Source organism: Acidovorax sp. sic0104 (assembly GCF_019219095.1).
Taxonomy (GTDB): domain Bacteria; phylum Pseudomonadota; class Gammaproteobacteria; order Burkholderiales; family Burkholderiaceae_C; genus Acidovorax.
In genome coordinates, this window is record NZ_JAHUWH010000016.1 from 64454 (window position 1) to 88174 (window position 23721).

Sequence of the window (23721 nt, forward strand, 5' to 3'; positions counted from 1 at the left end):
AGGGTCAGGCGGGCGGCAGCCGCTCGCGGCGCTTGCGCTGCCGGTCCAGGAACCACGCCATGAAGGGCAGGATCAGCATCGAGCCTGGAATCACCCAGATGAAAAGATAGGGGCTGACGGACGACGCCGACCGCATCACATCGCGCAGATGGGTGCGCTCGGCGGCGGTCCAGTTGCCCTGGCGGCGCTGCTGCACCAGCCACACCACCGACCCCCTCATTGTCGCCATTTCACGTTTGAGACGGCTTTTCTCGCGGCTGTTGCCGGCGAGGAACGAGCAGAACCATTCGGGAGCCCTCTCCATGCGGCGCTGGAAAGCCAGCGTCGAGTCGGGATCGAAGGTATCGATGGACGGGGGCGTGTCAAGCGGGCGCGGTGGGGGCGGGGTGGTCATGGCAAGTGTCATTGTCCATGTTCACCGCGTATGCACCAAACCGCGTGTGGCGCATGGCCATCAAGCCATGGCGGCAGCGCTGCATCAGAGGCAAGTCACCGGTGCAATTCGCCGGCGCTTTCGGGCTGGTACAGCAATTCCTTCACCCGCACCGTCATGGACTTGCCGCCTGGGCCGGGCCATGCCAGTTCGTCGCCGACCGACAGGCCCAGCAGGGCGCTGCCCACAGGTGCAAAGATCGAGAGCCGGTCGGCGCTGCCGTCGGTGTCGCGCGGGTAGACCAGGGTCAGGCAGAACTCCTTGCCCGTCTCCAGGATGGAAAACTGCACGGTGGAGTTCATGGTCACCACGTTCGGGGGAATCTCTTCGGGCGGCACCACGTCCGCCCGGTCGAGCTCTGCCTGCAGATCCGCCTTGCCAGGAAAGACGCTGGCCGGGATCGCGGCCAGCAGGGCTTCGATGCGGTCAACGTCAAGAGACGACAGGATGATCTGGGGCTTGCGCGCCATGGCAGTACCTCGGGGTGGTTGTGGCAAAGCGCGGGACTGTAGACCATCGCGAATCTCGCACTGCCGCGCGCGGGCATTCGGCAGGGTGCTGCCGGCGTTCAGTCCCCCGTGATGTTGCGCGCCTTGATCAATGCGCCGAAGCGCGTGCTGTCGATGGCTGCGCGGGCATTGAAGTCGGCCGGCGACATGGGGGCGGGCACTCCGCCCAGTGCGGTGATGCGTTCCTTCACGGCGGGCGAGGCCAGCACTTTGTTGATCTCGCGGTTCAGGAGCGTGACCACCTCCGACGGCGTGCCGGCCGGGGCGTAGAAGCCAAACCACGTGTCGGCATCGAAACCCTTGAGGCCCACCTCTTCGAGCGTAGGCACGTCCGGAAACAGGGGCGAACGCCTGGAGCTGCCCACGGCCAGCAGCTTGAGCTTGCCGGCCTTCACGTGCGCGAGGCCGATGCCGGGATCGAACATGAAGTCCACCTGCCCGCCCAGCAGGTCCTGCATGGCGGGCGCCGCGCCGCGGTAAGGCACGTGCACCGCGAACACGTTGGCCTGGGCCTTGAGCATCTCGGCGGCCAGGTGTGGTGAGCTGCCATTGCCCGGCGTGCCGAATGTGAGCTTGCCAGGGTTGGCCTTGAGGTGCTTCATGAACTCTTCGATGTTGTTGACCGGTAGCGTGGGGCGCACCTCCAGGAACACCAGCACCCGCGCGGCGGCGGCCACGGGCACCAGGTCCTTGGTCGGGTCGAACGGCATCTTGGGGTACAGGTGCGGGTTGACCGACACCATGCCGCCCGAGCTCATGAGCAGCGTGTAGCCGTCTGCCGGTGACTTGACAACGGCCTCGCCGCCGATATTGCCGCCAGCGCCGCCGCGATTCTCGACCACGACCGGCTGGCCAAGCGCGGCCTGCAGCGGGACCGTCACCGCGCGGGCGATCTGGTCCGCGGCACCGCCCGCCGGGAAGTTCACGATGACCTTGATAGGCTTGCTTGGCCATGTGTCCGCCAGGCTGGCTGCAGGCAGCAGCATCGCGGCTGCGGTGCCTGCCAGTGCGAGCGCGGCGCGCAGTCGGCGGATGGTGCTATGGGGTGTGGAATGCATGGCTTGTCTCCTGTGATGCCCGGGTGCCCCGGGTCTTGTGCATTGAACTCTCAGAGAGTGGCAACGCGCTGCGCGCCGCCGGCATGTGGTGTCAGGCCACGTCCACCTCCACAAGGATGGCGCGCGAATGGGCCAGGGCTTGACGCAGCACTCCGGGCAGTTCGGCGGCTTCGCTCACACGCACGGCGTCGCAGCCGTGTCCCCGCGCCAGGGCGAGAAAGTCCAGGTCGGGCAGTTCGGTGCCTTCGAGCTTGTCGTTTTCGTGAAAGCCGAAGGTGGGCGCGAACTCCTGCAGCGCCGCATAGCGGCGGTTCTTCAGGATGATGAAGGTGATGGGCAGTCTGAGTTGCGCAGCGCTCCACAGCGCCTGGATGGAATACATCGCCGAGCCGTCGCCGATGAGCCCGATGACCTTGCGGCCAGGTTTTGCCAGTGCCACGCCCACCGAGGCCGGCAGGCCGTAACCCAGGCCGCCGCTGCACATGGTGTAGAAGGTTTCGCTTTGCACAATGGGCAGGTGGGCGTGCATGGCGGCGCGGGAGCTGGGCGCCTCCTCCACCACGATGGATGCGGCATCGCGCACCTCGGCCAGGGTCTGCATCACGTAGGGCACGCTCATCAGCGCGCCCGGTGCCGACGGTTCGGCGCGCGGGCGTGCTGCGCGGGGCGGGGGCAGGGCGCGCACTGCGGGGGCGGGCCGTGCCAGCAGGTCCTGCACGCCCAGGCGCACGCTGCCCACGGCCGAGGTGCCCTCGGGCGTCCAGGCGGCGGTGCCCGGGTCGTCGATCAGCTGCACCAGTTGCGCGCCCGGCGGCACGTGGGGTCCAAAACCTTCCACGTGGTACGTGAAGGCCGCAGCACCGAGCGCAAACACCAGGTCGTGTCCGCCCAGCAGCGCCACGATCTTCTCGCGCATGGCGGGCAGCACGCCTGCAAACAGTCGGTGGTCCTGCGGAAAGCCGCAGCGGCCGGACATGGGTGCGATCCACACGGCGGCGTTGTGCCGCTCGGCCAGGGCCAGCACATCGTCCCAGGCGCGGTCGCGGTCCACGGCGGCGCCGACCACGAAGACCGGGCGCTGTGCGGCGTCGAGTGCGTCGCCGATGGCCTGCAGCACGCGCGGCTCGGGGCGCGTCTCGCTGCTCACGGTGCGCGCCTGCAGCGGCTCGCAGGGCTTGTCCCAGTCGTCCGCAGGAATGGACACCAGCACCGGCCCGCGCGGCTGCTGCATCGCGATGTAGTAGGCCCGCGCGATGGCCAAGGGCACGTCTTCGGCACGGGCGGGCTCGATGCTCCACTTCACATAGGGCTTGGGCAGCTCGGTGGCCTGGCCCGAAAACAGGAACGGGTCGAACGGCAGGATGGACCGCGCCTGCTGCCCGGCTGTGATGACCATGGGCGTGCGGTTCTTGTGCGCCGTGAAGATGTTGCCCATGGCGTGGCCCACGCCAGCGGCGGAGTGCAGGTTCACGAAGGCCGCGTTGTGCGTGGCCTGGGCATAGCCGTCCGCCATGCCCACCACCACCGATTCCTGCAGGCCCAGGATGTAGCGGAAGTCCGCAGGGAAGTCGAGGAACAGCGGCAGCTCGGTGGAGCCGGGGTTGCCGAAGATGGTGTTGATGTGAAAGCAGCGCAGCAAGTCGAGCACGGCCTCGCGCACGGTGGGGAGCAAGGTTTCTGAAGGCATCCCTGGATCATCGGGGCGGGTGATTCATCCATCAATACAATGAAGTGACTAAGCGGTATTCATTTCATGCATATCAAGGACATCGATCTCAATCTGCTGCGCCTGTTCGATGCCGTCTATCGCACGCGCAACGTCAGCCGCGCCGCTGAGCTGCTGGACCTGACGCAGCCTGCAGCCAGCCAGGCGCTGACGCGGCTGCGCCTTCTGATCAAGGACCCGCTGTTCGTGCGCGCAGGTGGCGGCGTGGAGCCCACGCCCAAGGCCGACCGGCTGGCCGATGCGGTGCGCAGCGCGCTGGGCCTGCTGGAGGAGGCCCTCAACGAGTCCGCGCTGTTCAATCCGCTCGACTCGCGCAAGGTGTTCCGCATTCACATGAGCGATATCGGAGAAGGGCGCTTTCTGCCGGACCTGATGGTGGCGCTGCGGCGCGAATCACCGGGCGTGCGCCTGGAGACCCTGCCCGTGCCGCGCAGCGAGATCGCGCAGCGGCTGGACAGTGGCCGCATCGACTTCGCCTTCGGATTTTTGCCCACGGTGAAGGACACGCAGCGCGTCGAGCTGATCAAGGACCGCTACGTGGTGCTGCTGCGTGCGGGCCATCCGTTCGCGGCGCGCAAACGCAGTGGTTCAGCCCTGCTCAAGGATCTGCGGCAACTGGAGTTCGTGGGTGTGCGCACGCATTCGGACACGCTGCGCATCCTGGAAATGCTGCAGCTGCAAGACCGGCTGCGGCTGACCACCGAGCATTTCATGGTGCTGCCCGCCATCGTGCGGGCGACAGACCTGGCGGTGGTCATGCCGCGCAACATCGCGCGCACCTTTGCCACTGACGGCGGCTATGCCCTCATCGAGCCGCCCTTCCCGCTGCGCGACTTCACCGTGTCGCTGCATTGGAGCCGCCGATTCGAAAGCGACCCCGGCAATCGGTGGATGCGCGGGCTGATCGAGACGCTCTTCAGGGAATAGGGCGGCAGGGTCATCCGGTGGCCGATGGTTTTGCGGCCTCGGAAGCCTGGACAGGTCACTGCATGCACGGCGTTTCAAAAAACTGTATATTTATACAGTCATGACGCCAAAACCCGACTTCGACCCCGACCAGGCTGAGATGCCGGTGGAGGTGCGTGTCCCCATCCAGGCCATTCGCGGCCGGGGTACCGCCACCGCCGTGCCGCACAGGTTCACGCGCTATGTGCGGGAGGCGGCGGACGATGGCTGGGGGCGTGTCGGCCAGGGCTGCAAAGGGTGGGGCGACGAAGAGGGCGGCGGCGCGTCGGCACCCGCCACCATCGTGCACCTGGAGACCGCGCGCAGCGCCATCTGCGCCAATGATTCGCCAGACATCTTTTTCGAGCTGTCGGTGAACCCCTACCGGGGCTGCGAGCATGGCTGCATCTACTGCTACGCGCGGCCCACGCACAGCTACCTCAACTCTTCGCCCGGCCTCGATTTTGAGACCCAGATCGTGGCCAAGCAGAACATCGCCGAGGTGTTGCGCCACGAGCTGGCGCAGCCGCGCTATGTGCCGCGCCTTCTCAACATCGGCTCGGCCACAGACTGCTACCAGCCCGTGGAGCGCGAACTCCGGCTGACCCGCAGCCTGATCGAAGTGATGCGGGACGCGTGCCACCCGTTTTCGATCATCACCAAGTCGAGCGGTGTGGAGCGTGACCTGGATTTGCTTGCGCCCCTGGCGGAGCAGCGCCTGACGGCGGTGTACGTCACCATCACCACGCTCGACCCGGTACTGGCCCGCCGCATGGAGCCGCGTGCCGCAGCGCCCCACCGGCGCCTGCGCACCCTGCGCACGCTGGCCGAAGCTGGCATCCCGGTGGGCGTGAGCGTGGCCCCTCAGATCCCATTCATCACGGAAGACATGGAGCAGGTGCTGGAGGCCGCGCGCGAAGCGGGTGCCCGTAGCGCGTTCTATACGGTGCTGCGCCTGCCCTGGGAATTGGACGCCGTCTTTCAGGAATGGCTCGGGGTGCACTATCCGCAGCGCGCCGCCCGGGTGATGGCCCGCGTGCAGGATCTGCACAACATCGATTCAGCACAGCGCGGCGCGGGCAAGAGCTATGACAGCAACTTTGCCACGCGCATGAAGGGCAGTGGCTTGTGGGCAGACCTGCTGCGCCAACGCTTTGCCGGGGCATGCCGGCGACTGGGGCTCAACCGTGAGCGGGTGGAACTGGACCTGTCCCAGTTCCGGCCGGGGTTGGCGCGGGGGCAGGGCAGCTTGTTCTGATCCGCTGTCGCGGCTGGGCTGGGTTGCTGCCCTGCGGAGGGTTCGTTGTGGAGGGCGCCTGTGCTGTAGCCCGGGGGCTGAGCTTGTCTCCCAGGCCGACGATTTCTGGCTTGAGAACGCTATTTGTTGTGGATGCACGCGCGCTTTTCAGGGTTGGCTTTAGATTCCTCGGTCCGAGGCTGAGAAGTTCAGCGTACGCGTCAGGCTGGCCCTGTTGCTATCTGCACGCATGGCGCGCGACGCAAAGGAATACCCCCGCATGGCTTGGCGCGATTTTCGGGTGTTGACTTTCGATGCGGTCGGAAAACTGATCGGCCGCGAGCGAGGAATGCTCGCCTACCCCCACATGCGTTGCCGGGCACGTCAGTGGCGGACGGCGTGTTTCTTTATGCCTGACGGGGGGGAGCGCCAGCAATTGTGTGCGAAGCCCTACCCGGAAGACCTCGAGCGCTGCCGGCATGGGAGTGCAATGCAGTTGGGTCTGCCAGATTCTGAGGGGCTTGGTGGTGGTTTGAGGTATTCAGCAGCGTTCTGGCCAGCGTTTCCCGACTCTGTTCGGGCCTGCGGCTGTTGGGCATGCTCTTTCGTATGGTGACCGTGGTCAAGGCCCAAGCTGGACTCCCGCGCACTGTGACAAGACTCCGGGCCATCCGTTCGACATGCTGATCAGTTGCGACCATGCGCTGTGTGAAAAGCTTGGCCCCTCCTACTTCGTACATGCGCGCGGTCGCTGTGAGGGCTGCTGCGGCCATGGGCAGACTGACAATCTTCACGTGGCGCAAAGTCACCGCTTGTACATCGGCATCGCAAGACGGCTGGGCATCGCCACTTGCGGGATCGATCTACACCGAGACCAGAGTGAGCAGGGCTGTCTGCTGGAGATGGAGCCGAGCATGCCGACTACCATTTTCGCAGGCGGGCGCAAATGGCCGACGCTCTCGAGGCTGGTCCATGACGATCGGTGCCGCAATGCGGTGCGATCGGCCCAAGTCTTTGGGTTGCCATCGTTGGAGCGCGCGCAACGTGACGATGGTCGCTCATCGCTGTGAGTGCAGACTTTGATCGCGAGGCTCAAGGCTGGCGGCAGAGTGGCTTCCACATCCATTCGCATAAGCAGCCGGGCTGTGCTGGAGGCCGCGCGTCGGTCGACGAAGCTGCCGCAGGCAAGCCGGGAGGGCACGTTGCAGGGCCTCAGCGGTGGCTGGGGAAGAGGCGTTCCACAGGACAGTATGTCTTGATGAACGGTGACTTGATGACGATGTAGCTGGAGTAGTTGGCGATGCCCAGGTTGCGTTCCAGCAATTCATCGATGATTTCCTGGTATTGGGTCACGCTGCGGGTGATGAAGCGCACAAGGTAGTCGTAGCCGCCGCTGACCAGATGGCATTCCAGAACTGCGTCCACTTCGCGCATCGCAGCCTCGAACCGCGTGAAGTCTTCCCGGCGATGGTCGGCCAGGGTGATCTCGGTGAACACGGTGAGCGTGTCGCCAAGTTTCTCCAGGCGCAGATGGGCGCCATAGCCTGCGATGTAACCGGCCTGTTCCAGGCGGCGCACGCGGATGAGGCAGGGGCTTGGTGAAAGGCCTACGGCATCTGCCAAGTCCACATTGGTTATGCGCCCGTTTTTTTGCAGTTGCGCCAGGATGCGCAGATCCAGTCTATCGATCTTGAATGCTTCGTTCATCTTGATGTGCAGGCGAGAGGGAGATTGCGTCACCTTGCTGGGCGACGGCTGGTTGAGATCATTCCGTGGGCGCAGCGCAAACGATGGCGGCAGGCACAACCTTGGCCAGCACTGCGTAAAACGGGAAAATTTCAGGGCAAAGCGAACGGCCGACGGCGCAAGCCTTGAAGACCATTCCAGGGAGTGCCCTTTGCCACTGCACGATCCTCCCGCCCGTAGGGCAAGTTGCAGGGGCCCTGTGAGCCGGAGAGAGCCATGGTGGCGGTGCGGTGGCCAGGATTTGCAGCGAGCCAGTTGATGGACCTAGGCGTGCTGGTTGATGTCGACATGGGCTTTGGCCTGCGCGTCGGGCGAGCGCGGCACATGGTCTGCAGCGGCCTTCAACACGTGGGGCCGCTTGCAGAAAGTGTTCCCCAGATCGATGGAAGCTTTGGGCACATTTTGGCCAATCCGCTGTTGCCTGAGTAGGTGTTGTTGTCTGCAATTGGTACAGGTGGCGAAGGGTGATGACAGCGGTCCGTGAAAGCAATAGACCGAAACGAATGTGCAGACTGGTTACAACCGTTGCTGACGCCAAGATTACACCCTACTCTTGACAAGGCAATGCTATTTTTTTCAGTGCGGTCCGCGCAGGGCAGTGGTTGTTGGATGTCTGGCGGCATATCGTGCTGTTGGATCCACTTTGGTGCGCACGAGATTGGTGCGCAGGCTCTTCAAGCGGCTTTCTGGATGAATGCTCCGTGCATCTGAGCAACGCTCAGAGCCCCGCGATGGCATCGCGGAATCTCCCGCGGTGCGATGCGTTCCTTGGTCAGTACAGGCCAGTGCCCTAGGCCCGGTTGACGGCTCCTGCCGGCCGCCAGTGGCTCACGGGCGGCACATGTCCTGGATGCTGTCATCCGCTGCCGCCCTGTGCCCGTTCTGGCTTGCCCCCATGCCAGGTAGGGCACGTGGAATGTGCCTTGACCAAGGTACTCTTGGCCACGAAGAGCGCCCTTGTCACCGAACTGTTCAGAGGACAGCAAAAGTGCAGATTCGGAGCGGCGCAGCTATCGAATCACTTGTGACAAATCGGGCCGAGTGGTCGCCAGTGCAAGACCTGCATGATTCGGGCACACAGGAAATCTCTGGGTTGGCTACTAGACACTACTGCGCCGTATCAAATTCACAACTTGTGGTCAAAGGGCGCGGTTGCTGCCGCCAGGGACAAAGCCTTTTGCCGGCAGGCGGTGAACATGTCCAGGTCCGGGTTGTAGGCCCCGGTTGTCACATCCATGAGGCCGAGCACCGAGTGGAAATAGTTGTCGTGGGTGATGCGCCGTTGGGCCAGGTCCTGCTGCAGGCAGCTTGTGGGCGTGCCGGCGCGCGACTGCATGGCGGGAGACAGCCAGGTGATCCAGGGCACGTGTTTTTGCACATCGGGTGCGATGGCGTAGGGCAGACCGTGCAGGTAAATGTTGTTCTCACCCAACGATTCGCCGTGGTCTGCTACATAAATCATAGCGGTCTGCGCTTGTTCAGCGCGTGAAGAAAGCCATTTGAGCACCGAATCGAGAAACAGGTCCGTCTCCAGGACGCTGTTGTCATAGGCGTTTACCACTTGCTGGCGCTGGCATTCCTGCAAGGCGGTGGATGTGCATTCGGGCAGGAATTTCTTGAGCTCTGGGGACGAACGCTTGGAGTACGCGGGGCCATGGCTGCCCAGCTGGTGCAGCACCACGACCGTTCCGCGCTGACGCTGCTCAGCTGGCAGCGCAGCGATGTTCGCGTCCAGGTCCTTGAGCATGATGCGGTCCAGGCATTCGCCGCGGGTAGCGCACAGAGCAGGGTCCTTCAGTGCCGAAGTATTGACGTCGCCCAGGCGGTCGCACACACCCTTGCAGCCCGATTGGTTGTCCACCCACAGCACGGCCAGGCCGGCATGGTGCAGCACATCGATGAGGCTCTCGAAGTTGGCCGCGCGCGCTTCGTAACCGCTGCGTCCCAGATGCGAGAACATGCACGGCACCGATGCGGCCGTGCTGGTGCCGCAAGACCAGGCGTTTCCGGCGCTTGCGAGGTCGGTGCGGGCCGATAGCAGCGGGGTGGTATCGCGCTCGTAGCCGTTGAGCCCGAAATTGCTGCTGCGACCCGTTTCGCCCAGCACCAGCACCAGCAGAGGTGATTTTTTTTGCCCCGCGTAGCTCGCGCCCAACTGCGCGTCGCGCCCTAGCGGCAGGAGCTTGCTGGTGTCTATGCGCAAAGGCTTGGTGGCGATGTTGCCCAGCGCATAGACGCTGTTGAGCGGATTGATGAGATAGCGCAGCTTGGTGTGGTTGCGCATGGTGGAAGCGAAGTCCTGGAACACCATCAGCAGGCACAGCACGATGACTGCGATGGATCCCAGCACCAGTGCGCCGTTGTGCAGCGCCTGGCGCGCCGCGGGCAGGGCACGCACGGGCGTGCGGTACAGCCACACGAGCGCAGGCGCCAACAGGGCGAGCACCGTGCCGGCCATGCGCCAGTTGAGCAGGTCGGCGGCCTCGTGGGTATCGGTCTGCAGCACGTTCACGAGCATGCTGGCGTCGATGGTGATGCCGTAGGCCAGCATGAAGTAGGCACCGAAAGCAGCCATCACGACAAAAAGCGCCGCCGCGGGTTTGAGCGTCCAGCGCCACGCCAGCAGGCTGAGCAACGCGGCGTTGCCAGCGGTCACGACAGCCATGAAAGCCGCCATGAACAGCCAGCCGCGCGGGCTGCCCTGCCCGGGCAACTGCATCACCTCGCGCCACAGGGGGGCATTGCACACTGTGGCCAGCCACACGCTGATCAGCAGCACCACTTTGGCGGGATGGATGCCCTGCAGGCTCGCAGCGCGGCTGCGGGCAGGATTGGCGGGGCTGGAGGATGCGAGATGCGATCGAAGCAGGATGAAGGCCATGGTTGCAGTCTCCTGCCCCAGGCTTAAATGCACATTAACCCGCGAATGGGCCGGGGGAGCTCCCATGCATTCCCATGCTGGCGCCCCTGTGCAGGCACCGCAAGCCAAATTTGGCAGCAGCCAACTTCAATGCGCTGCCGCCATGCGATGCACCTGCTGTGCGCGTTCGATCAACGCTCAGTCAGCCGCGCCGCGTGGTGCGCCAAGTGGTCAGCCATGAATGTCTGGATGAAGTAGTACCCGTGGTCGTAGCCCTCGTGCCGGCGCAGCGTCAACGGTTGACCGATGGCCTGGCAGGCGGCGTCAAGCAGGTGGGGGTGCAACTGCGTGGTCAGGAACTTGTCGGCCAGCCCCTGGTCGATGAGGATGCCTGCAGGGTAGGGCGCCACCGGCTGGTGTTGCATCAGCACCGTGGCATCGTGCTCGATCCAGCCTGTGCGGTCTGCGCCCAGGTAGCCGGCGAAGGCCTTTTCGCCCCAGGGGCATTGCGTGGGCGCGCAGATAGGTGCAAAGGCCGACAGACTCTTGAAACGGCCAGGGTGGCGCAGCGCCAGCGTCAGTGCGCCATGCCCGCCCATCGAATGTCCGAAGATGCCCAAGCGCTCGCCGTCCACGGGCAACTGCGCCGCCACCTGCGGCAGCAGCTCCTCCATAAGGTAGCTTTCCATGCGCCAGTGGCGCGCCCAGGGCTGGGCCGTGGCGTCGAGGTAAAAGCCCGCACCCACGCCAAAGTCCCAGCTCTCAGCCTCGCCCGGCACGTTGGCGCTACGCGGGCTCGTGTCGGGCGCGATCAACGCCAGCCCCAGCTCGGCCGCAAGGCGCTGGGCCCCAGCCTTGACCATGAAGGTCTCTTCGGTGCAGGTCAGCCCCGCCAGGTACAGCACGGCTGGCACGGGCCCCTGCTGCGCCGCTGGCGGCAGAAAGACAGAGAACTTCATCGGCAGCCCGATCTCGGTGGAGGCGTGCTGGTAAAAGCGCTGCACACCGCCAAAGCAGGCGTGTTCGCTGAGCAGTTCAAACGACGTGGACATGGTCAGCAGATCCTCAAGCGGCGTACTTCACGACCGAGCGAATCGATTTGCCCTCATGCATCAGGTCGAACGCTTCGTTGATGTCCTTGAGCCCCATGGTGTGCGTCACGAACGGCTCCAGCTGGATCTTGCCGGCCATCGCGTCCTCCACCATGCCGGGCAGCTCGCTGCGGCCCTTCACGCCGCCAAAGGCCGTGCCCATCCACTTGCGGCCCGTGACCAGCTGGAAGGGGCGGGTGGAAATCTCCTGCCCCGCGCCTGCCACGCCGATGATCACCGACTGGCCCCAGCCGCGGTGCGCACACTCCAGCGCCGCGCGCATCACATTCACATTGCCGATGCACTCGAAACTGTGGTCCACGCCCCAGGTCGTCATCTCCACGATCACCTGCTGGATCGGCTTGTCGAAGTCCTTGGGGTTGATGCAGTCGGTGGCGCCGAAGGTGCGGGCCAGGTCGAATTTGGAGGGGTTCGTGTCCACGGCGATGATACGGCCCGCTTTGGCCAGCTTGGCGCCCTGGATCACCGCCAGGCCGATGCCGCCCAGGCCGAACACTGCCACCGTATCTCCCTCCTGCACCTTGGCCGTGTTCTTCACCGCGCCCAGGCCCGTGGTCACACCGCAGCCCATCAGGCACACCTGCTCGGGGTTGGCCTTGGGGTTGATCTTGGCCAGCGACACCTCGGCCACCACCGTGTACTCGCTGAAGGTCGAGCAGCCCATGTAGTGGTAGATCGGCTGGCCGTTGTAGCTGAAACGCGTCGTGCCATCGGGCATCACGCCCTTGCCCTGAGTGGCGCGCACCGAGACGCACAGGTTCGTCTTGCCGCTCTTGCAGAACAGGCACTCTCCGCACTCTGCGGTGTAAAGCGGGATCACGTGGTCGCCGGGTTTCACGCTGGTCACGCCTTCGCCCACCTCCACTACGATGCCCGCGCCCTCATGGCCCAGCACCACGGGGAACAGGCCCTCGGGGTCGTCACCGCTCAGGGTGAAGGCGTCCGTGTGGCACACGCCGGTGTCGGTGATGCGGATCAGCACCTCGCCCTTCTGGGGCGGCGCCACGTCGATCTCGACGATCTGCAGGGGTTCTCCGGCCTTGAAGGCCACGGCGGCTTTGGATTTGATGGTCATGGTGTCGGGGTATAGGTTGGTAGAGGGGAGGGCGAGCGGGCTCTGTGTCCGGCATCGCGTGCGAATTGACCGCGTGACTGTAGGTCATCTGAACAGTCCGCAGAAACGCATGGCCGCAGACCTTGGGGGTATGGCCGAATTCCATCGTTCATGGTCTTGGCGGACATCCCCTCCCGTATAGTCCATTGCCTTTCCCTGCACCCGTTCGCCCATGGACAACCACCATCCGCACCGCCACCCCGCCGGCCAGCCCCACCGCATCGATCTCGTCGTCTACCCCGGCTTCAAGGCGCTGGAGGCCGTGGGCCCCATGTCCGTATTTGACTACGCCAACGTGCACCTGCAGCAGCACGGGCGGCCCGACGGCTACGCCGTGCGCGTGGTGGCGGCCCAGGCCGGGGCCGTGCAGTCCGACACCCTGATGGCCCTCACGGCCACCCACACCCTGGCTCAGTTGGAACAACAAGAAGTAGCGGGAGAAGAATGCGAGGGTGGCCCCGGCTGCACCGTAGTGCTGGTCGGCTCGCGCAACATCGAACAGGTGCTGGCCGCCTCGCCCGACCTGGTGGCCTGGGCCGCCCGCGTCGCACCGCGCGTGGATCGCATGATCGCCCTGTGCTCGGGCAGCTTCTTTCTGGCCGCGGCTGGTTTGCTCGACGGCCACCGCGCCGCCACCCACTGGAGCGTGGCCGCCCTGCTGCGCCAGCGCTACCCTGCCATCGACGTGGACCCAGATGCCATCTACGTGCGCGACGGCCCGCTGTGGACCTCTGCCGGTGTGACGGCCGGCATCGATCTGGCGCTGGCCCTGGTGGAAGACGACTTTGGCCACGCCCTGGCGCTGGAGGTGGCGCGCGATCTGGTCATGTACCTCAAGCGCCCCGGTGGCCAATCGCAGTTCAGCGTGCAACTGGCCAGCCAGGGCACCGCCCATCGAGACATCCAGGCCGTGCAGACCTGGATTGTGGAGAACTTGCAGGAGCCCATGCCCCTTCCCGCCCTGGCTGCGCGCGCAGCGATGAGCGAGCGGCACTTTCGGCGGGTGTTCGTGCAGGAGACTGGGCAGACGCCGTCGGCGTTTGTCGATGCGGCGCGGCTGGAGGGGGCGCGGCGGCTGCTGGAGTCGCAGGCCGCGCTGCCGCTCAAGACCGTGGCCGCGCGCGTGGGCATGGGGTCGGAGCAGGCGCTAAGACAGTTGTTCGTGCGGCATGTGGGGGTCACGCCGCAGGCCTATCGGGAGCGGTTCGGCGGCCAGGGGCGGCGTTGACGGCTGCGAGGTCTGCCGTCGCCCGCTACCGCTTCGAACCCGCAACTCGTGAGCTTGCCAGCGACTGAAGCCCTTGGGTCGCGGCTTTCTGGATCGGCAGCACGGCGAACACCAGGGCGGGTGACAGCCATGGGTCCCAGAAAAGTCCGGTGGCGATGGCCAGGCCGAAGACCAGGCCCACAAACACCAGCGCGCTCATGCACTGCGAAAGCTCCGATCCCGCGCGGATCAGCACCAGGCCAGCGCCCAGGACGACGACCAGGGACCAGCCGATGAACGGGTTGCTGACCAGCCGGTAGGGCGTGGTCTTGGGCTTCCACCCTGCAGCGATACCCAGCTCCGGCAGCACGAGGATGACCGCGAGCAGCACGGCAAGGGCCAGCAGGGCCACCGAGTTCAGGTGATTGATGCGCTTCATGGGGTGCATGGGGTGGGCTCCGTCGGCCATGTGTACCGTGTCGGGAGGGGCCACGGCGTGGGCCCCGTGCCCATCCTACCGGCTCGCTGGCTGCTGCGTCGCCCGCAGGCCCGCGATGCAAGGTAAAAGCGGGCCACCATGGAAAAAGCCCGCCGAAGCGGGCTTTCCGGAGCAGCACCCCGAAGACCGGAGCCTTCGAGGAACCAGGCTGCCGATCAACGCTTGCTGATAGGCGGCACATCACGGCGCTCGGAGCCCGTGAACAGCTGGCGGGGGCGGCCGATCTTGTACTCGGGGTCGCCGATCATTTCGTTCAGCTGGGCGATCCAGCCGACGGTGCGGGCCAGGCTGAAGATGCCGGTGAACAGGTTCACGGGGATGCCGATGGCGCGCTGCACGATGCCGGAGTAGAAGTCGACATTCGGGTAGAGCTTGCGCTGCACGAAGTAGTCGTCTTCCAGGGCGATCTTTTCCAGCTCCTTGGCCAGCTTGAAGAGGGGGTCGTTTTCCAGGCCCAGTTCGGCCAGCACTTCGTTGCAAGTCTCTTGCATGAGCTTGGCGCGGGGGTCGTAGTTCTTGTACACGCGGTGGCCAAAGCCCATCAGCTTGACGCCGGAGTTCTTGTCCTTGACCTGCTTGATGAAGTCGCCGATCTTCTCCACGCCGCCTTGGGCCTGGATGTCGTACAGCATGTTCAGGGCTGCTTCGTTGGCGCCGCCGTGGGCGGGGCCCCAGAGGCACGCCACGCCGGCGGCAATGGCCGCGAACGGGTTGGTGCCCGACGAGCCGCACAGGCGCACGGTAGAGGTCGATGCGTTCTGCTCGTGGTCTGCGTGCAGGATGAAGATGCGGTCCAGCGCGCGTTCCAGCACGGGGTTGACCTTGTACTCTTCGCAGGGCGTGCCGAACATCATGCGCAGGAAATTGCCCGCGTAGCTCAGGTTGTTCTGCGGGTACATGTAGGGCTGGCCCACGCCGTACTTGTACGCCATGGCCACCAGGGTGGGCATCTTGGCGATCAGGCGGATGGCAGCGATCTCGCGGTGCTGCGGGTTGTTGATGTCGGTGCTGTCATGGTAGAAGGCCGACAGGGCGCCCACCAGGCCGGTCAGCACGGCCATGGGGTGCGCGTCGCGGCGGAAGCCACGCAGGAAGAACTGCATCTGCTCGTTGACCATGGTGTGGTTGGTCACGCGGCTGGTGAAGTCGGTCTTCTGCGCTTGGTTGGGCAGGTCGCCGTACAGCAGCAGGTGGCAGGTTTCCAGGAAGTCGCAGTTCTGCGCCAATTGCTCAATGGGGTAGCCGCGGTACAGCAGTTCGCCCTTGTCGCCATCGATGTAGGTGATGGCCGACTGGGTCGCCGCCGTCGACAGGAAGCCCGGGTCATAGGTGAACATGCCCGTTTGCGCGTACAGCTTGCGGATGTCGATGACGTCCGGGCCAATGCTGCCCTGGTAGACCGGCAGGTCCACGCTGGGGCTGCCGTTACTGAACGACAGGGTGGCTTTGTTGTCAGCTAGCTTCATTGTTACTTTCCTTGGGTAGGTTGCCGGAATTCCGGTGGTAAGGGGCCCTGTCTCCAGGTCAGGCCCTGGGCCTCGCTGCGCCACCACTGAGCCGCAGCATGCCGAGTACTTCACGCACTTCTTCTGTATCGAGCGGACCCTCGGGCTCGCGGCGGGCGAGCACCAGGTCCAGTAGGTCGTTGTCTGCCAGGTTCATCAGCTCATTCATGCCATAGGCCTGGCGCCAGTTCAGGCGCGCCCCGTGCAGTGCGAAGAAGTTCTCGATGTAGAGATCGTTCTCCAGCAGGCCGCGCCGTGAGCGCCAGTGCAGCTTGGCGCGTTCGCGATCGTCCAGCAGGTCAGTCGGCGCCGGCGCGTGGGCGAGGGGGGGCGAGGTCTCGGACATGGCAGTGTTGCGGTCTGAAGAGGGTCAGACGGCGCGGCGCACCATCAGTTCCTTGATCTTGCCGATGGCCATCGTGGGGTTGAGGCCCTTGGGGCACACGTCCACGCAGTTCATGATGGTGTGGCAGCGGAACAGGCGGTACGGGTCTTCCAGATTGTCCAGGCGCGCACCCGTGGCTTCGTCGCGGCTGTCGGCGATGAAGCGGTAGGCCTGCAGCAAGCCGGCGGGTCCCACGAACTTGTCGGGGTTCCACCAGAAGCTGGGGCAGCTCGTGGAGCAGCTGGCGCACAGAATGCACTCGTACAGGCCATTGAGCTCTTCGCGCTCTTCGGGGCTCTGCAGGCGTTCCTTCTCGGGGGCCAGGTCCTCGGTGATGAGGTACGGCTTGATCGAGTTGTACTGCTTGAAGAACTGCGTCATGTCCACGATCAGATCGCGGATCACCGGCAGGCCGGGCAGGGGCTTGAGAACGATGGTGCCCTTGAGGGTGTTCATGTTCGTCAGGCACGCCAGGCCGTTCTTGCCGTTGATGTTCATGGCGTCCGAGCCGCACACGCCTTCGCGGCACGAACGGCGGAACGACAGACTGGGGTCTTGTTCCTTGAGCTTGACCAGGGCGTCCAGCAGCATGCGCTCGTGGCCATCGAGCTCGATCTCGATGGTCTGCATATAGGGCTTGGCGTCCTTGTCCGGGTCGTAGCGGTAGATTTGAAAGGTGCGCTTCATGTTGTTCTTTCGTGAGGCTGCTGAGTCATCAGAACGTACGGACCTTGGGAGGCACGCTGTCCACCGTCAGGGGCTTGAGGTTGACGGGCTTGTAGGTCAGGCTGTTGTTCGCGCTGTGCCACAGGGTGTGTTTCATCCACTCCTTGTCGTTGCGGCCCAACGGGAACTCGGCGTGGTCGGCCGGGTGCTCGTAGTCGTACACGGTGTGTGCGCCACGGCATTCCTTGCGGGCAGCGGCCGAGGTCATGGTGGCCTGGGCCACTTCGATCAGGTTGTCGACTTCCAGGGCTTCCATGCGGGCCGTGTTCCAGACCTTGGACTTGTCCTTCAGCGTCACGCCGCTCACGCGTTCACGGATGGCGTTGATCTTGACCGTGCCTTCATCCATGCTGGCCTGCGTGCGGAACACGCCGGCGTGCAACTGCATGCTCGAGCGGATGTCGTTGGCCACGTCCTGGGCGTAGATGCCCTCGGTGGAGTCCTGCAGCTGGTTCAGGCGCGCCAGCGTGCGGTCTGCACCGTCGGCAGGCACGGGCTTGTGCTCGCCCGATTCCTTGACGAAACTCACGATGTGCTTGCCGGCCGACTTGCCGAAGACCAGCAGGTCCAGGAGCGAGTTCGTGCCCAGGCGGTTGGCGCCGTGCACAGACACGCACGAGCATTCGCCCACGGCGTACAGGCCGTTGACGACATGGTTCTGCTGGCCGTCGTGCACCACCACCTGGCCGTTGATGTTGGTGGGGATGCCACCCATCTGGTAGTGGATGGTGGGCACCACGGGGATCGGTTCCTTGGTGATGTCCACGTTGGCGAAGTTGTGGCCGATCTCTTCCACCGATGGCAGGCGCTTGCGGATCGTGTCCGCGCCCAGGTGGTCCAGCTTCATCAGGATGTAGTCCTTGTTGGGGCCGCAGCCACGGCCTTCCTTGATTTCCTGATCCATCGAGCGCGATACGAAGTCGCGGGGTGCAAGGTCCTTCAGGGTGGGCGCATAGCGCTCCATGAAGCGCTCGCCATTGCTGTTGAGCAGGATGGCGCCTTCACCACGACAGCCTTCGGTCAGCAGCACGCCCGCGCCAGCCACGCCGGTGGGGTGGAACTGCCAGAACTCCATGTCCTGAAGCGGAATGCCGGCACGTGCCGCCATGCCCAGGCCGTCGCCGGTGTTGATGAAGGCGTTGGTCGATGCCGCGAAGATGCGGCCCGCGCCGCCGGTGGCCAGCAGCACGGCCTTGGCTTGCAGCTCGTACAGGTCGCCGGTTTCCAGCTCCAGCGCGGTCACGCCGACCACGTCGCCTTGTTCATTGCGGATCAGGTCCAGCGCCATCCACTCCACGAAGAAGTTGGTCTTGGACTTCACGTTCTGCTGGTACAGCGTGTGCAGCATGGCGTGGCCGGTACGGTCAGCTGCGGCGCAGGCACGCTGCACGGGCTTTTCACCGTAGTTGGCGGTGTGGCCGCCGAAGGGGCGCTGGTAGATGGTGCCGTCGGGATTGCGGTCGAACGGCATGCCGAAATGTTCGAGCTCGATCACCACGTTGGGTGCTTCACGGCACATGAACTCGATGGCGTCCTGGTCGCCCAGCCAGTCGGAGCCCTTGATGGTGTCGTAGAAGTGGTAGTGCCAGTTGTCCTCGCTCATGTTGCCCAGCGATGCGGACACGCCGCCCTGCGCCGCCACCGTGTGCGAACGGGTGGGGAACACCTTGGACAGGCAGGCCACGTTCAGGCCTGCGCGAGACAGTTCCAGCGATGCGCGCATGCCGGAGCCGCCGGCGCCTACGATGACGACGTCGAACTTGCGCTTGGTGATGTTAGCTTTGGTGTAGCTCATTGTTGTTTGCCTTCAGTCGCGGGGGATTCAATCAGAGACGCCACAGAACCTGGACGCCCCAGCCGGCACAGCCGACGAGCCAGACGATGACGAACACCTGCAGCGCAAGGCGCAGGACCACGGGCTTGATGTAGTCCATCAGGATTTCGCGCATGCCAACCCAGGCGTGCCAGGCCAGCGAGATGATCAAGGCGAAGGTCAGCACCTTCATCCACTGGGCCGAGAAGATGCCGGCCCACTTGTCGTAGCCGATAGGTCCCTTGGAGAAGATCACCTGGGCCAGCAAGGCCAGGGTGAACAGGGCCATCAGGATGGCGGTGACGCGCTGGCTGAGCCAGTCGCGCAGGCCGTAGTGGGCGCCGACGACGACGCGCTTGGAACCGTAATTGACGGACATGGATGTTTTTCCTTTTGTCTTGTTCTGCGTGGAGCACTTGGAGCAGCGGCCGCTGCTTTTTTGGGGGGTAGTTGTTCGGTCAGTACAGGCCGAACAGCTTTGCGCCCAGCACCACGGTCAGCGCGATGCTGATTGCCAGCACGGTCAGCGCGGAGGTCTTGCCGAATTGCTTGTTCACGGCGCTGTGGCTCACATCCATCCACAGGTGGCGCAGACCGGCCGTGAAGTGGTGCAGGTACGACCAGATCAGGGCGAGCACCGCGAGCTTGACGAACCAGCCGGGCACGAAGCCGATGCCGGCGGTGAATGCCGACGTGAAGCGGGCAAAGGAGATTTCGGACGACACCGAGGTGTCGAACATCCAGATGATGAAAGGCAGCAGCAGGAACATGATCAGGCCGCTGGCGCGGTGCAGGATCGAAACCCACGCGGCTGGCGTCATGCGGTAGGTGGTCAGGTCCTTGAACGCATTGATGTTGCGAAATTCAGGCCGTTTTTTGGCGAGCTCGGTCATGTTGAGTGCTTTCGTGGATGTAACTTCTTTGTAATTCGGAGATGCAAAGAACGCAAAATTCTATTGCAACGCAACAAGAGGGGTTATGAGCAGGTCGGTATTTTCGACATTAACGCTCGGGTGCCAGCTTGCAGTCAGCTCAATTCATTACGGTAGTGGTGGGTGTCGGTCAGGTACAGGCCGCGCCGTAACTCCATCGGAACGTCGTTGTAGGTATAGGCAATGCGCTCCACGCTCAGCAGGGGCGTGGCGGGCGCGATGCCCAGCAGGCCTGCCTGTTCGGCGTCGGGCAGCACTGCCCGGATTTTCTCCTCGGCCCGCACCATTCGCACGCCGAAATCGAGCTCGAACATTGCGTAGGTCGGACCCTGGTAGCTGGCCAACTGGTCGGCCGTCAGTCCTTTGAAAGCCTGGCCGGGCAGCCAGATGTCTTCCAGGATGGTGGGAACGCCCGCAAACGCCAGGATGCGTCGGGCCTGCATGACGGCGTCACCCGTGCGCAGGGCTAGCACCCGCGCCACCTCGGCATTGGCGCGCACCCTGCGGCAGTCGATCACGCGGCGCTGGGCCGGGCCTTCCACGCGTGCATCGCCAGTGTCGGGCAGCAGCTTGAGGAAGCGGTACTGCACGTGCTGCTCGGCATGCGTGGCCACAAAGGTGCCCTTGCCCTGGCGGCGCATGACGAGGTTTTCGGCTGCCAGTTCGTCGATCGCCTTTCGCACCGTGCCCTGGCTGACCCGAAAGCGCGCTGCCAGCTCCATCTCGCTGGGGATGGCCTCGCCGGGCTTCCATTCGCCCTGTTGCAGGCTCTGCAGGATCAGCCCCTTGATCTGCTGGTACAGCGGGCTGAAGGCCGGCGTGGCGCTGCCCGCAGCGCCTTGGGGCGCGGCTGGGTTGTCAGCGGCGAAAGGAAGGGACGACATGGTGGGCGAGCGCGGTTCGCCCCGCGTTGCAGCAGGGGCTGAGGTACGACGAAGAGACCTCAATCATATCTTATATAAGACATAAGACAAATTGACCGGGGCTTCCAATCGGCGGTACACTCCAAGGCTGTTTTGCGGGGCACAGGCTGCTGGTAACAGGGCTGGTGCTTGTTTGCATCACCTTCTGTTTTTTCACTTCCTGGAGTTTTCACCATGAGCAAGAAGCCTGTTCGCGTTGCCGTCACCGGCGCCGCCGGCCAAATCGGTTACGCCCTGCTGTTTCGCATCGCCTCCGGCGAAATGCTGGGCAAGGACCAGCCCGTCATTCTTCAACTGCTCGAAATCCCCGACGAGAAGGCCCAGAACGCGCTCAAGGGCGTGATCATGGAGCTGGAAGACTGCGCATTCCCCCTGCTGGCCGGCATCGAAGCCCACAGCGACCCCCTGCAGGCTTTCAAGGACACCGACTACGCCCTGCTCGTGGGCGCCCGTCCACGCGGCCCCGGCATGGAGCGCGCCGACCTTCTGGCCGCCAACGCCCAGATCTTCACCGCTCAGGGCAAGGCCCTGAACGCCGTGGCCTCGCGCAACGTCAAGGTCCTGGTGGTCGGCAATCCAGCCAACACCAATGCCTACATCGCCATGAAGTCCGCGCCCGACCTGCCTGCCAAGAACTTCACAGCCATGCTGCGCCTGGACCACAACCGCGCGGCTTCGCAACTGGCCGCCAAGACCGGCACCAAGGTCGGCGACATCAAGAAGCTGACCGTGTGGGGCAACCACTCGCCCACCATGTACGCCGACTACCGCTTCGCCACCACCAACGGCAAGTCGATCAAGGACCTGGTGAACGACCAGGTCTGGAACGCCGAGACCTTCCTGCCCACCGTGGGCAAGCGCGGCGCGGCGATCATCGCAGCACGCGGGCTGTCGTCGGCCGCTTCGGCTGCCAACGCCGCCATCGACCATATCCGTGACTGGGCCCTGGGCTCCAATGGCGAGTGGGTCACCATGGGCGTGCCATCGAACGGCGAGTACGGCATTCCTGCCGGCATCGTGTTCGGGTTCCCCGTGACCACCGAAAACGGCGAGTACAAGATCGTCGAAGGCCTGGAGATCGATGCCTTCTCGCAAGAAGCCATCAACAAGACCCTGGCCGAGCTGCAAGGCGAGCAGGACGGCGTCAAGCACCTGCTGTAAACCTGGCACACCATGCAGCCGACGCCACAGGCATCGGGCCTTCGGGCCGCCCCGGCCTCTGCACAGGGGCAGGGCGCTGCGCAACCCCATCCGCGCGATGTGCTGCTCGGCGCCCAGGCGCAGGCCGGCTTCCTTCCGGTCTGCGACCACTACAGCGGCGTCGAGGCACGCATGCGCAAAAGCCTGCAGCTGCAGGCCGAGATGGCGCAGGAATTCGGAACCTGCGTCTTCGACGTCACCCTGGATTGCGAAGATGGCGCGCCTGTAGGCCTGGAGTCGGAGCACGCGCGGCTGGTGGCTGAACTGGCCGTTGCCGCGGCTCCCGGAGCCCGTGTTGCTGCCCGTGTCCACCCGGTGGACCACCCTGCGTTTGCGAACGACGTTGCCGTCATTGCTGGTGAGGCTGGCCACCGGCTGTGCCACATCATGGTGCCCAAGGTCGAGTCGGTGGACGATGTCCTGCTGGTCGAGCGCGCCATCGACCGCACGTCGCCCTCGCAACTGCCGATTCATGTGCTCATCGAGTCCCCGGCGGCCGTCCACCGCGCCTTCGAGATCGCGGCCCACCCCCGCGTGCAGAGCCTGAGCTTCGGGCTCATGGACTTCGTGTCGGCCCATGCCGGTGCGATCCCGGCCCATGGCATGACGTCGGCCGGGCAGTTCACGCACCCGCTGGTGGTGCGCGCCAAGCTCGAGATCGCCGCAGCCTGCCACGCCCATGGCAAGGTGCCGTCGCATTGTGTGGTGACGGAATTCACCGACACGGCAGCCATGCAGAGCGCTGCCACACGCGCTGCCAATGAGCTGGGCTACACGCGCATGTGGAGCATCCACCCCGCGCAGATCCGCCCCATCCTGCAGGCGTTCGCGCCGCAGCAGGACGACATCGAACATGCTTCCAAAATAATAGCAGCTGCCGCTGATGCTGATTGGGCTCCGATCAGCCTGGATGGCACGCTGCACGACCGCGCCAGCTACCGTTTCTTCTGGCAGGTCATAGAGCGCGCGCACAGCACGGGACGCGCGCTTCCCCTGGCCGTGCGCCATTGGTTTGACGCCCCGGCCGTTGCTTCGTCGTGAACATCATCGCCAACACCTTTTTCCCCACGCAGGATCTTCCATGAAATTCGTTATTGCCTCTGCCCTGATGCTGCTGGCCCCAGCCTTTGCCCTGGCGCAGACGCCCGCCAAGACCGAATCCAAGCCGGCGGCCAAGTCGGAGTCCAAGCCTGCAGCCAAGTCCGACTCCAAGGCGGCCGCCAAGCCTGCGGCCAAGCAGGACGCGAAGTCCGCCAAATCGTCCGAGAAAGCCCCTGCCAAGAAAGCAGTGGCCAAGAGCGAGCCCACCAGCAGCCGCACGCAGCTCAAGAGCGCGACCAACCAGGTGGCGGCGGGCATCATGGCCGCAGAGGCCGCGCTGTCGCCGGCCGAGCTGGCCATTGCCGATCGTGTGCACACCGGCCGCATTGCCTGCGAGCTGGGCGCGTTCGTTACCGTGACGGCGGAACCCGCCTCGCCCGGCCACTTCCATGTGGAAGGCAAGGGCTTCAAGTACTTCATGTCGCCAGTGGCCACCACCACCGGCACCGTGCGCCTGGAAGACCAGAAGGGTGGCGCGGTGTGGCTGCAGATCGCCAACAAGTCCATGCTGATGAACCAGAAGCTCGGCCAGCGCCTGGCGGACGAGTGCATGAGTCCCGAGCAGCAACTGGTGGCCGAAGCCATCAAGAAAAACCCGCCCGTGAGCGTGCTGGAGCCCATCTCCAAGTAGTGCCCGGCCGAGCGAGCCACCTCAGAACAACAGATACAAAAACTGAACTGCGTGCAGCC

23 protein-coding genes are annotated in these 23721 nt (G+C 64.6%); 6 read left to right on the forward strand and 17 right to left on the reverse strand.

Translation table 11 applies throughout. From position 1 onward, the window contains the following. Positions 1 to 4: 4 nt before the first annotated feature. The 4 genes from KW835_RS21345 to mdlC form a co-directional block, all read right to left on the reverse strand. Positions 5 to 394, reverse strand: coding sequence for a hypothetical protein (locus KW835_RS21345; RefSeq protein WP_218386149.1), 390 nt, complete (start codon positions 392 to 394; stop codon positions 5 to 7). 95 nt (positions 395 to 489) lie between these two features. Then, positions 490 to 903 (reverse strand): nucleoside diphosphate kinase regulator, encoded by a 414-nt coding sequence (gene rnk / locus KW835_RS21350; protein ID WP_218386150.1) that lies wholly within the window; start codon positions 901 to 903, stop codon positions 490 to 492. A gap of 98 nt (positions 904 to 1001) precedes the next feature. Continuing rightward, positions 1002 to 2000, reverse strand: a complete 999-nt coding sequence (locus KW835_RS21355; RefSeq protein WP_218386152.1) for a tripartite tricarboxylate transporter substrate binding protein — start codon at positions 1998 to 2000, stop codon at positions 1002 to 1004. A gap of 91 nt (positions 2001 to 2091) precedes the next feature. Beyond that, positions 2092 to 3687 carry a benzoylformate decarboxylase gene (mdlC, locus tag KW835_RS21360; RefSeq protein ID WP_218386159.1) on the reverse strand — a complete coding sequence of 532 codons (1596 nt, stop codon included), beginning with the start codon at positions 3685 to 3687 and terminating at the stop codon, positions 2092 to 2094. 66 nt (positions 3688 to 3753) lie between these two features. Here mdlC and KW835_RS21365 point away from each other — a divergent pair, with 66 nt between their 5' ends. Both KW835_RS21365 and KW835_RS21370 read left to right on the forward strand, forming a co-directional pair. Beyond that, positions 3754 to 4653 (forward strand): LysR family transcriptional regulator, encoded by a 900-nt coding sequence (locus KW835_RS21365; protein ID WP_218386161.1) that lies wholly within the window; start codon positions 3754 to 3756, stop codon positions 4651 to 4653. 100 nt (positions 4654 to 4753) lie between these two features. Continuing rightward, positions 4754 to 5929: a PA0069 family radical SAM protein gene (locus KW835_RS21370; protein ID WP_255593768.1), complete on the forward strand. Its 1176-nt coding sequence runs from the start codon at positions 4754 to 4756 to the stop codon at positions 5927 to 5929. Positions 5930 to 7120: 1191 nt separating this feature from the next. On the opposite strand, the gene KW835_RS21375 is transcribed toward KW835_RS21370, so the two are convergent. The 5 genes from KW835_RS21375 to KW835_RS21390 form a co-directional block, all read right to left on the reverse strand. Beyond that, complete coding sequence (locus KW835_RS21375) at positions 7121 to 7615, reverse strand: Lrp/AsnC family transcriptional regulator (RefSeq protein ID WP_218386163.1); 495 nt, start codon at positions 7613 to 7615, stop codon at positions 7121 to 7123. Positions 7616 to 7918: 303 nt separating this feature from the next. Continuing rightward, positions 7919 to 8053: a hypothetical protein gene (locus KW835_RS26960; RefSeq protein ID WP_255593769.1), complete on the reverse strand. Its 135-nt coding sequence runs from the start codon at positions 8051 to 8053 to the stop codon at positions 7919 to 7921. A 727-nt stretch (positions 8054 to 8780) separates the two neighbouring features. Continuing rightward, positions 8781 to 10535, reverse strand: a complete 1755-nt coding sequence (locus KW835_RS21380) for a phosphoethanolamine transferase (protein ID WP_218386165.1) — start codon at positions 10533 to 10535, stop codon at positions 8781 to 8783. A 170-nt stretch (positions 10536 to 10705) separates the two neighbouring features. Then, the gene (gene fghA, locus KW835_RS21385; RefSeq protein WP_218386167.1) at positions 10706 to 11566 is read right to left on the reverse strand and encodes an S-formylglutathione hydrolase; all 861 of its coding nucleotides are present in this window, start codon (positions 11564 to 11566) and stop codon (positions 10706 to 10708) included. Positions 11567 to 11579: 13 nt separating this feature from the next. Next, positions 11580 to 12695, reverse strand: a complete 1116-nt coding sequence (locus KW835_RS21390) for an S-(hydroxymethyl)glutathione dehydrogenase/class III alcohol dehydrogenase (RefSeq protein WP_218386281.1) — start codon at positions 12693 to 12695, stop codon at positions 11580 to 11582. 217 nt (positions 12696 to 12912) lie between these two features. Between KW835_RS21390 and KW835_RS21395 the strand changes: the two genes are divergently transcribed. After that, entirely contained in the window at positions 12913 to 13968 is a 1056-nt protein-coding gene (locus KW835_RS21395) for a GlxA family transcriptional regulator (protein ID WP_218386168.1), read from the forward strand. 25 nt (positions 13969 to 13993) lie between these two features. On the opposite strand, the gene KW835_RS21400 is transcribed toward KW835_RS21395, so the two are convergent. The 8 genes from KW835_RS21400 to KW835_RS21435 all read right to left on the reverse strand — a co-directional run bounded on the left by KW835_RS21400 (position 13994) and on the right by KW835_RS21435 (position 20691). After that, complete coding sequence (locus KW835_RS21400) at positions 13994 to 14395, reverse strand: hypothetical protein (protein ID WP_218386170.1); 402 nt, start codon at positions 14393 to 14395, stop codon at positions 13994 to 13996. 206 nt (positions 14396 to 14601) lie between these two features. Further along, complete coding sequence (locus tag KW835_RS21405) at positions 14602 to 15912, reverse strand: citrate synthase (RefSeq protein WP_218386177.1); 1311 nt, start codon at positions 15910 to 15912, stop codon at positions 14602 to 14604. 58 nt (positions 15913 to 15970) lie between these two features. Beyond that, positions 15971 to 16297: a succinate dehydrogenase assembly factor 2 gene (locus tag KW835_RS21410; RefSeq protein WP_218386179.1), complete on the reverse strand. Its 327-nt coding sequence runs from the start codon at positions 16295 to 16297 to the stop codon at positions 15971 to 15973. A 24-nt stretch (positions 16298 to 16321) separates the two neighbouring features. Further along, a complete protein-coding gene (locus KW835_RS21415; RefSeq protein ID WP_137749577.1) occupies positions 16322 to 17023 on the reverse strand; it encodes a succinate dehydrogenase iron-sulfur subunit in 702 nt (233 codons plus the stop codon). Positions 17024 to 17051: 28 nt separating this feature from the next. Further along, on the reverse strand, positions 17052 to 18857 hold the full coding sequence (gene sdhA / locus KW835_RS21420; RefSeq protein WP_218386182.1) for a succinate dehydrogenase flavoprotein subunit: 1806 nt from the start codon (positions 18855 to 18857) through the stop codon (positions 17052 to 17054). Positions 18858 to 18888: 31 nt separating this feature from the next. Then, positions 18889 to 19254 carry a succinate dehydrogenase, hydrophobic membrane anchor protein gene (gene sdhD, locus KW835_RS21425; RefSeq protein ID WP_218386184.1) on the reverse strand — a complete coding sequence of 122 codons (366 nt, stop codon included), beginning with the start codon at positions 19252 to 19254 and terminating at the stop codon, positions 18889 to 18891. A gap of 79 nt (positions 19255 to 19333) precedes the next feature. Continuing rightward, entirely contained in the window at positions 19334 to 19768 is a 435-nt protein-coding gene (sdhC, locus tag KW835_RS21430) for a succinate dehydrogenase, cytochrome b556 subunit (protein WP_218386186.1), read from the reverse strand. Positions 19769 to 19902: 134 nt separating this feature from the next. Next, on the reverse strand, positions 19903 to 20691 hold the full coding sequence (locus KW835_RS21435) for a GntR family transcriptional regulator (RefSeq protein ID WP_218386188.1): 789 nt from the start codon (positions 20689 to 20691) through the stop codon (positions 19903 to 19905). Positions 20692 to 20904: 213 nt separating this feature from the next. Between KW835_RS21435 and KW835_RS21440 the strand changes: the two genes are divergently transcribed. From KW835_RS21440 to KW835_RS21450, 3 genes are read left to right on the forward strand one after another with little or no spacing between them, the layout of a single operon-like run. Continuing rightward, the gene (locus KW835_RS21440; protein WP_218386189.1) at positions 20905 to 21891 is read left to right on the forward strand and encodes a malate dehydrogenase; all 987 of its coding nucleotides are present in this window, start codon (positions 20905 to 20907) and stop codon (positions 21889 to 21891) included. A gap of 12 nt (positions 21892 to 21903) precedes the next feature. Beyond that, a complete protein-coding gene (locus KW835_RS21445; protein WP_218386191.1) occupies positions 21904 to 22971 on the forward strand; it encodes a CoA ester lyase in 1068 nt (355 codons plus the stop codon). A gap of 40 nt (positions 22972 to 23011) precedes the next feature. Then, positions 23012 to 23662: a hypothetical protein gene (locus KW835_RS21450; protein ID WP_218386194.1), complete on the forward strand. Its 651-nt coding sequence runs from the start codon at positions 23012 to 23014 to the stop codon at positions 23660 to 23662. Positions 23663 to 23721: the final 59 nt, after the last annotated feature.

Coding starts and splice junctions, on each gene's coding strand:
- KW835_RS21400 (WP_218386170.1), bottom strand. CDS start 14,395: ATGCACCCCATGAAGCGCATCAATCACCTGAACTCGGTGGCCCTGCTG.
- sdhC (WP_218386186.1), bottom strand. CDS start 19,768: ATGACCGAGCTCGCCAAAAAACGGCCTGAATTTCGCAACATCAATGCG.
- KW835_RS21445 (WP_218386191.1), top strand. CDS start 21,904: ATGCAGCCGACGCCACAGGCATCGGGCCTTCGGGCCGCCCCGGCCTCT.
- KW835_RS21380 (WP_218386165.1), bottom strand. CDS start 10,535: ATGGCCTTCATCCTGCTTCGATCGCATCTCGCATCCTCCAGCCCCGCC.
- KW835_RS21395 (WP_218386168.1), top strand. CDS start 12,913: ATGGACAACCACCATCCGCACCGCCACCCCGCCGGCCAGCCCCACCGC.
- KW835_RS21450 (WP_218386194.1), top strand. CDS start 23,012: ATGAAATTCGTTATTGCCTCTGCCCTGATGCTGCTGGCCCCAGCCTTT.
- KW835_RS21415 (WP_137749577.1), bottom strand. CDS start 17,023: ATGAAGCGCACCTTTCAAATCTACCGCTACGACCCGGACAAGGACGCC.
- mdlC (WP_218386159.1), bottom strand. CDS start 3,687: ATGCCTTCAGAAACCTTGCTCCCCACCGTGCGCGAGGCCGTGCTCGAC.
- KW835_RS21440 (WP_218386189.1), top strand. CDS start 20,905: ATGAGCAAGAAGCCTGTTCGCGTTGCCGTCACCGGCGCCGCCGGCCAA.
- rnk (WP_218386150.1), bottom strand. CDS start 903: ATGGCGCGCAAGCCCCAGATCATCCTGTCGTCTCTTGACGTTGACCGC.
- KW835_RS21375 (WP_218386163.1), bottom strand. CDS start 7,615: ATGAACGAAGCATTCAAGATCGATAGACTGGATCTGCGCATCCTGGCG.
- KW835_RS21410 (WP_218386179.1), bottom strand. CDS start 16,297: ATGTCCGAGACCTCGCCCCCCCTCGCCCACGCGCCGGCGCCGACTGAC.
- KW835_RS21435 (WP_218386188.1), bottom strand. CDS start 20,691: ATGTCGTCCCTTCCTTTCGCCGCTGACAACCCAGCCGCGCCCCAAGGC.
- fghA (WP_218386167.1), bottom strand. CDS start 11,566: ATGTCCACGTCGTTTGAACTGCTCAGCGAACACGCCTGCTTTGGCGGT.
- KW835_RS21405 (WP_218386177.1), bottom strand. CDS start 15,912: ATGAAGCTAGCTGACAACAAAGCCACCCTGTCGTTCAGTAACGGCAGC.
- KW835_RS21345 (WP_218386149.1), bottom strand. CDS start 394: ATGACCACCCCGCCCCCACCGCGCCCGCTTGACACGCCCCCGTCCATC.
- sdhA (WP_218386182.1), bottom strand. CDS start 18,857: ATGAGCTACACCAAAGCTAACATCACCAAGCGCAAGTTCGACGTCGTC.
- KW835_RS21370 (WP_255593768.1), top strand. CDS start 4,754: ATGACGCCAAAACCCGACTTCGACCCCGACCAGGCTGAGATGCCGGTG.
- KW835_RS21355 (WP_218386152.1), bottom strand. CDS start 2,000: ATGCATTCCACACCCCATAGCACCATCCGCCGACTGCGCGCCGCGCTC.
- KW835_RS21365 (WP_218386161.1), top strand. CDS start 3,754: ATGCATATCAAGGACATCGATCTCAATCTGCTGCGCCTGTTCGATGCC.
- sdhD (WP_218386184.1), bottom strand. CDS start 19,254: ATGTCCGTCAATTACGGTTCCAAGCGCGTCGTCGTCGGCGCCCACTAC.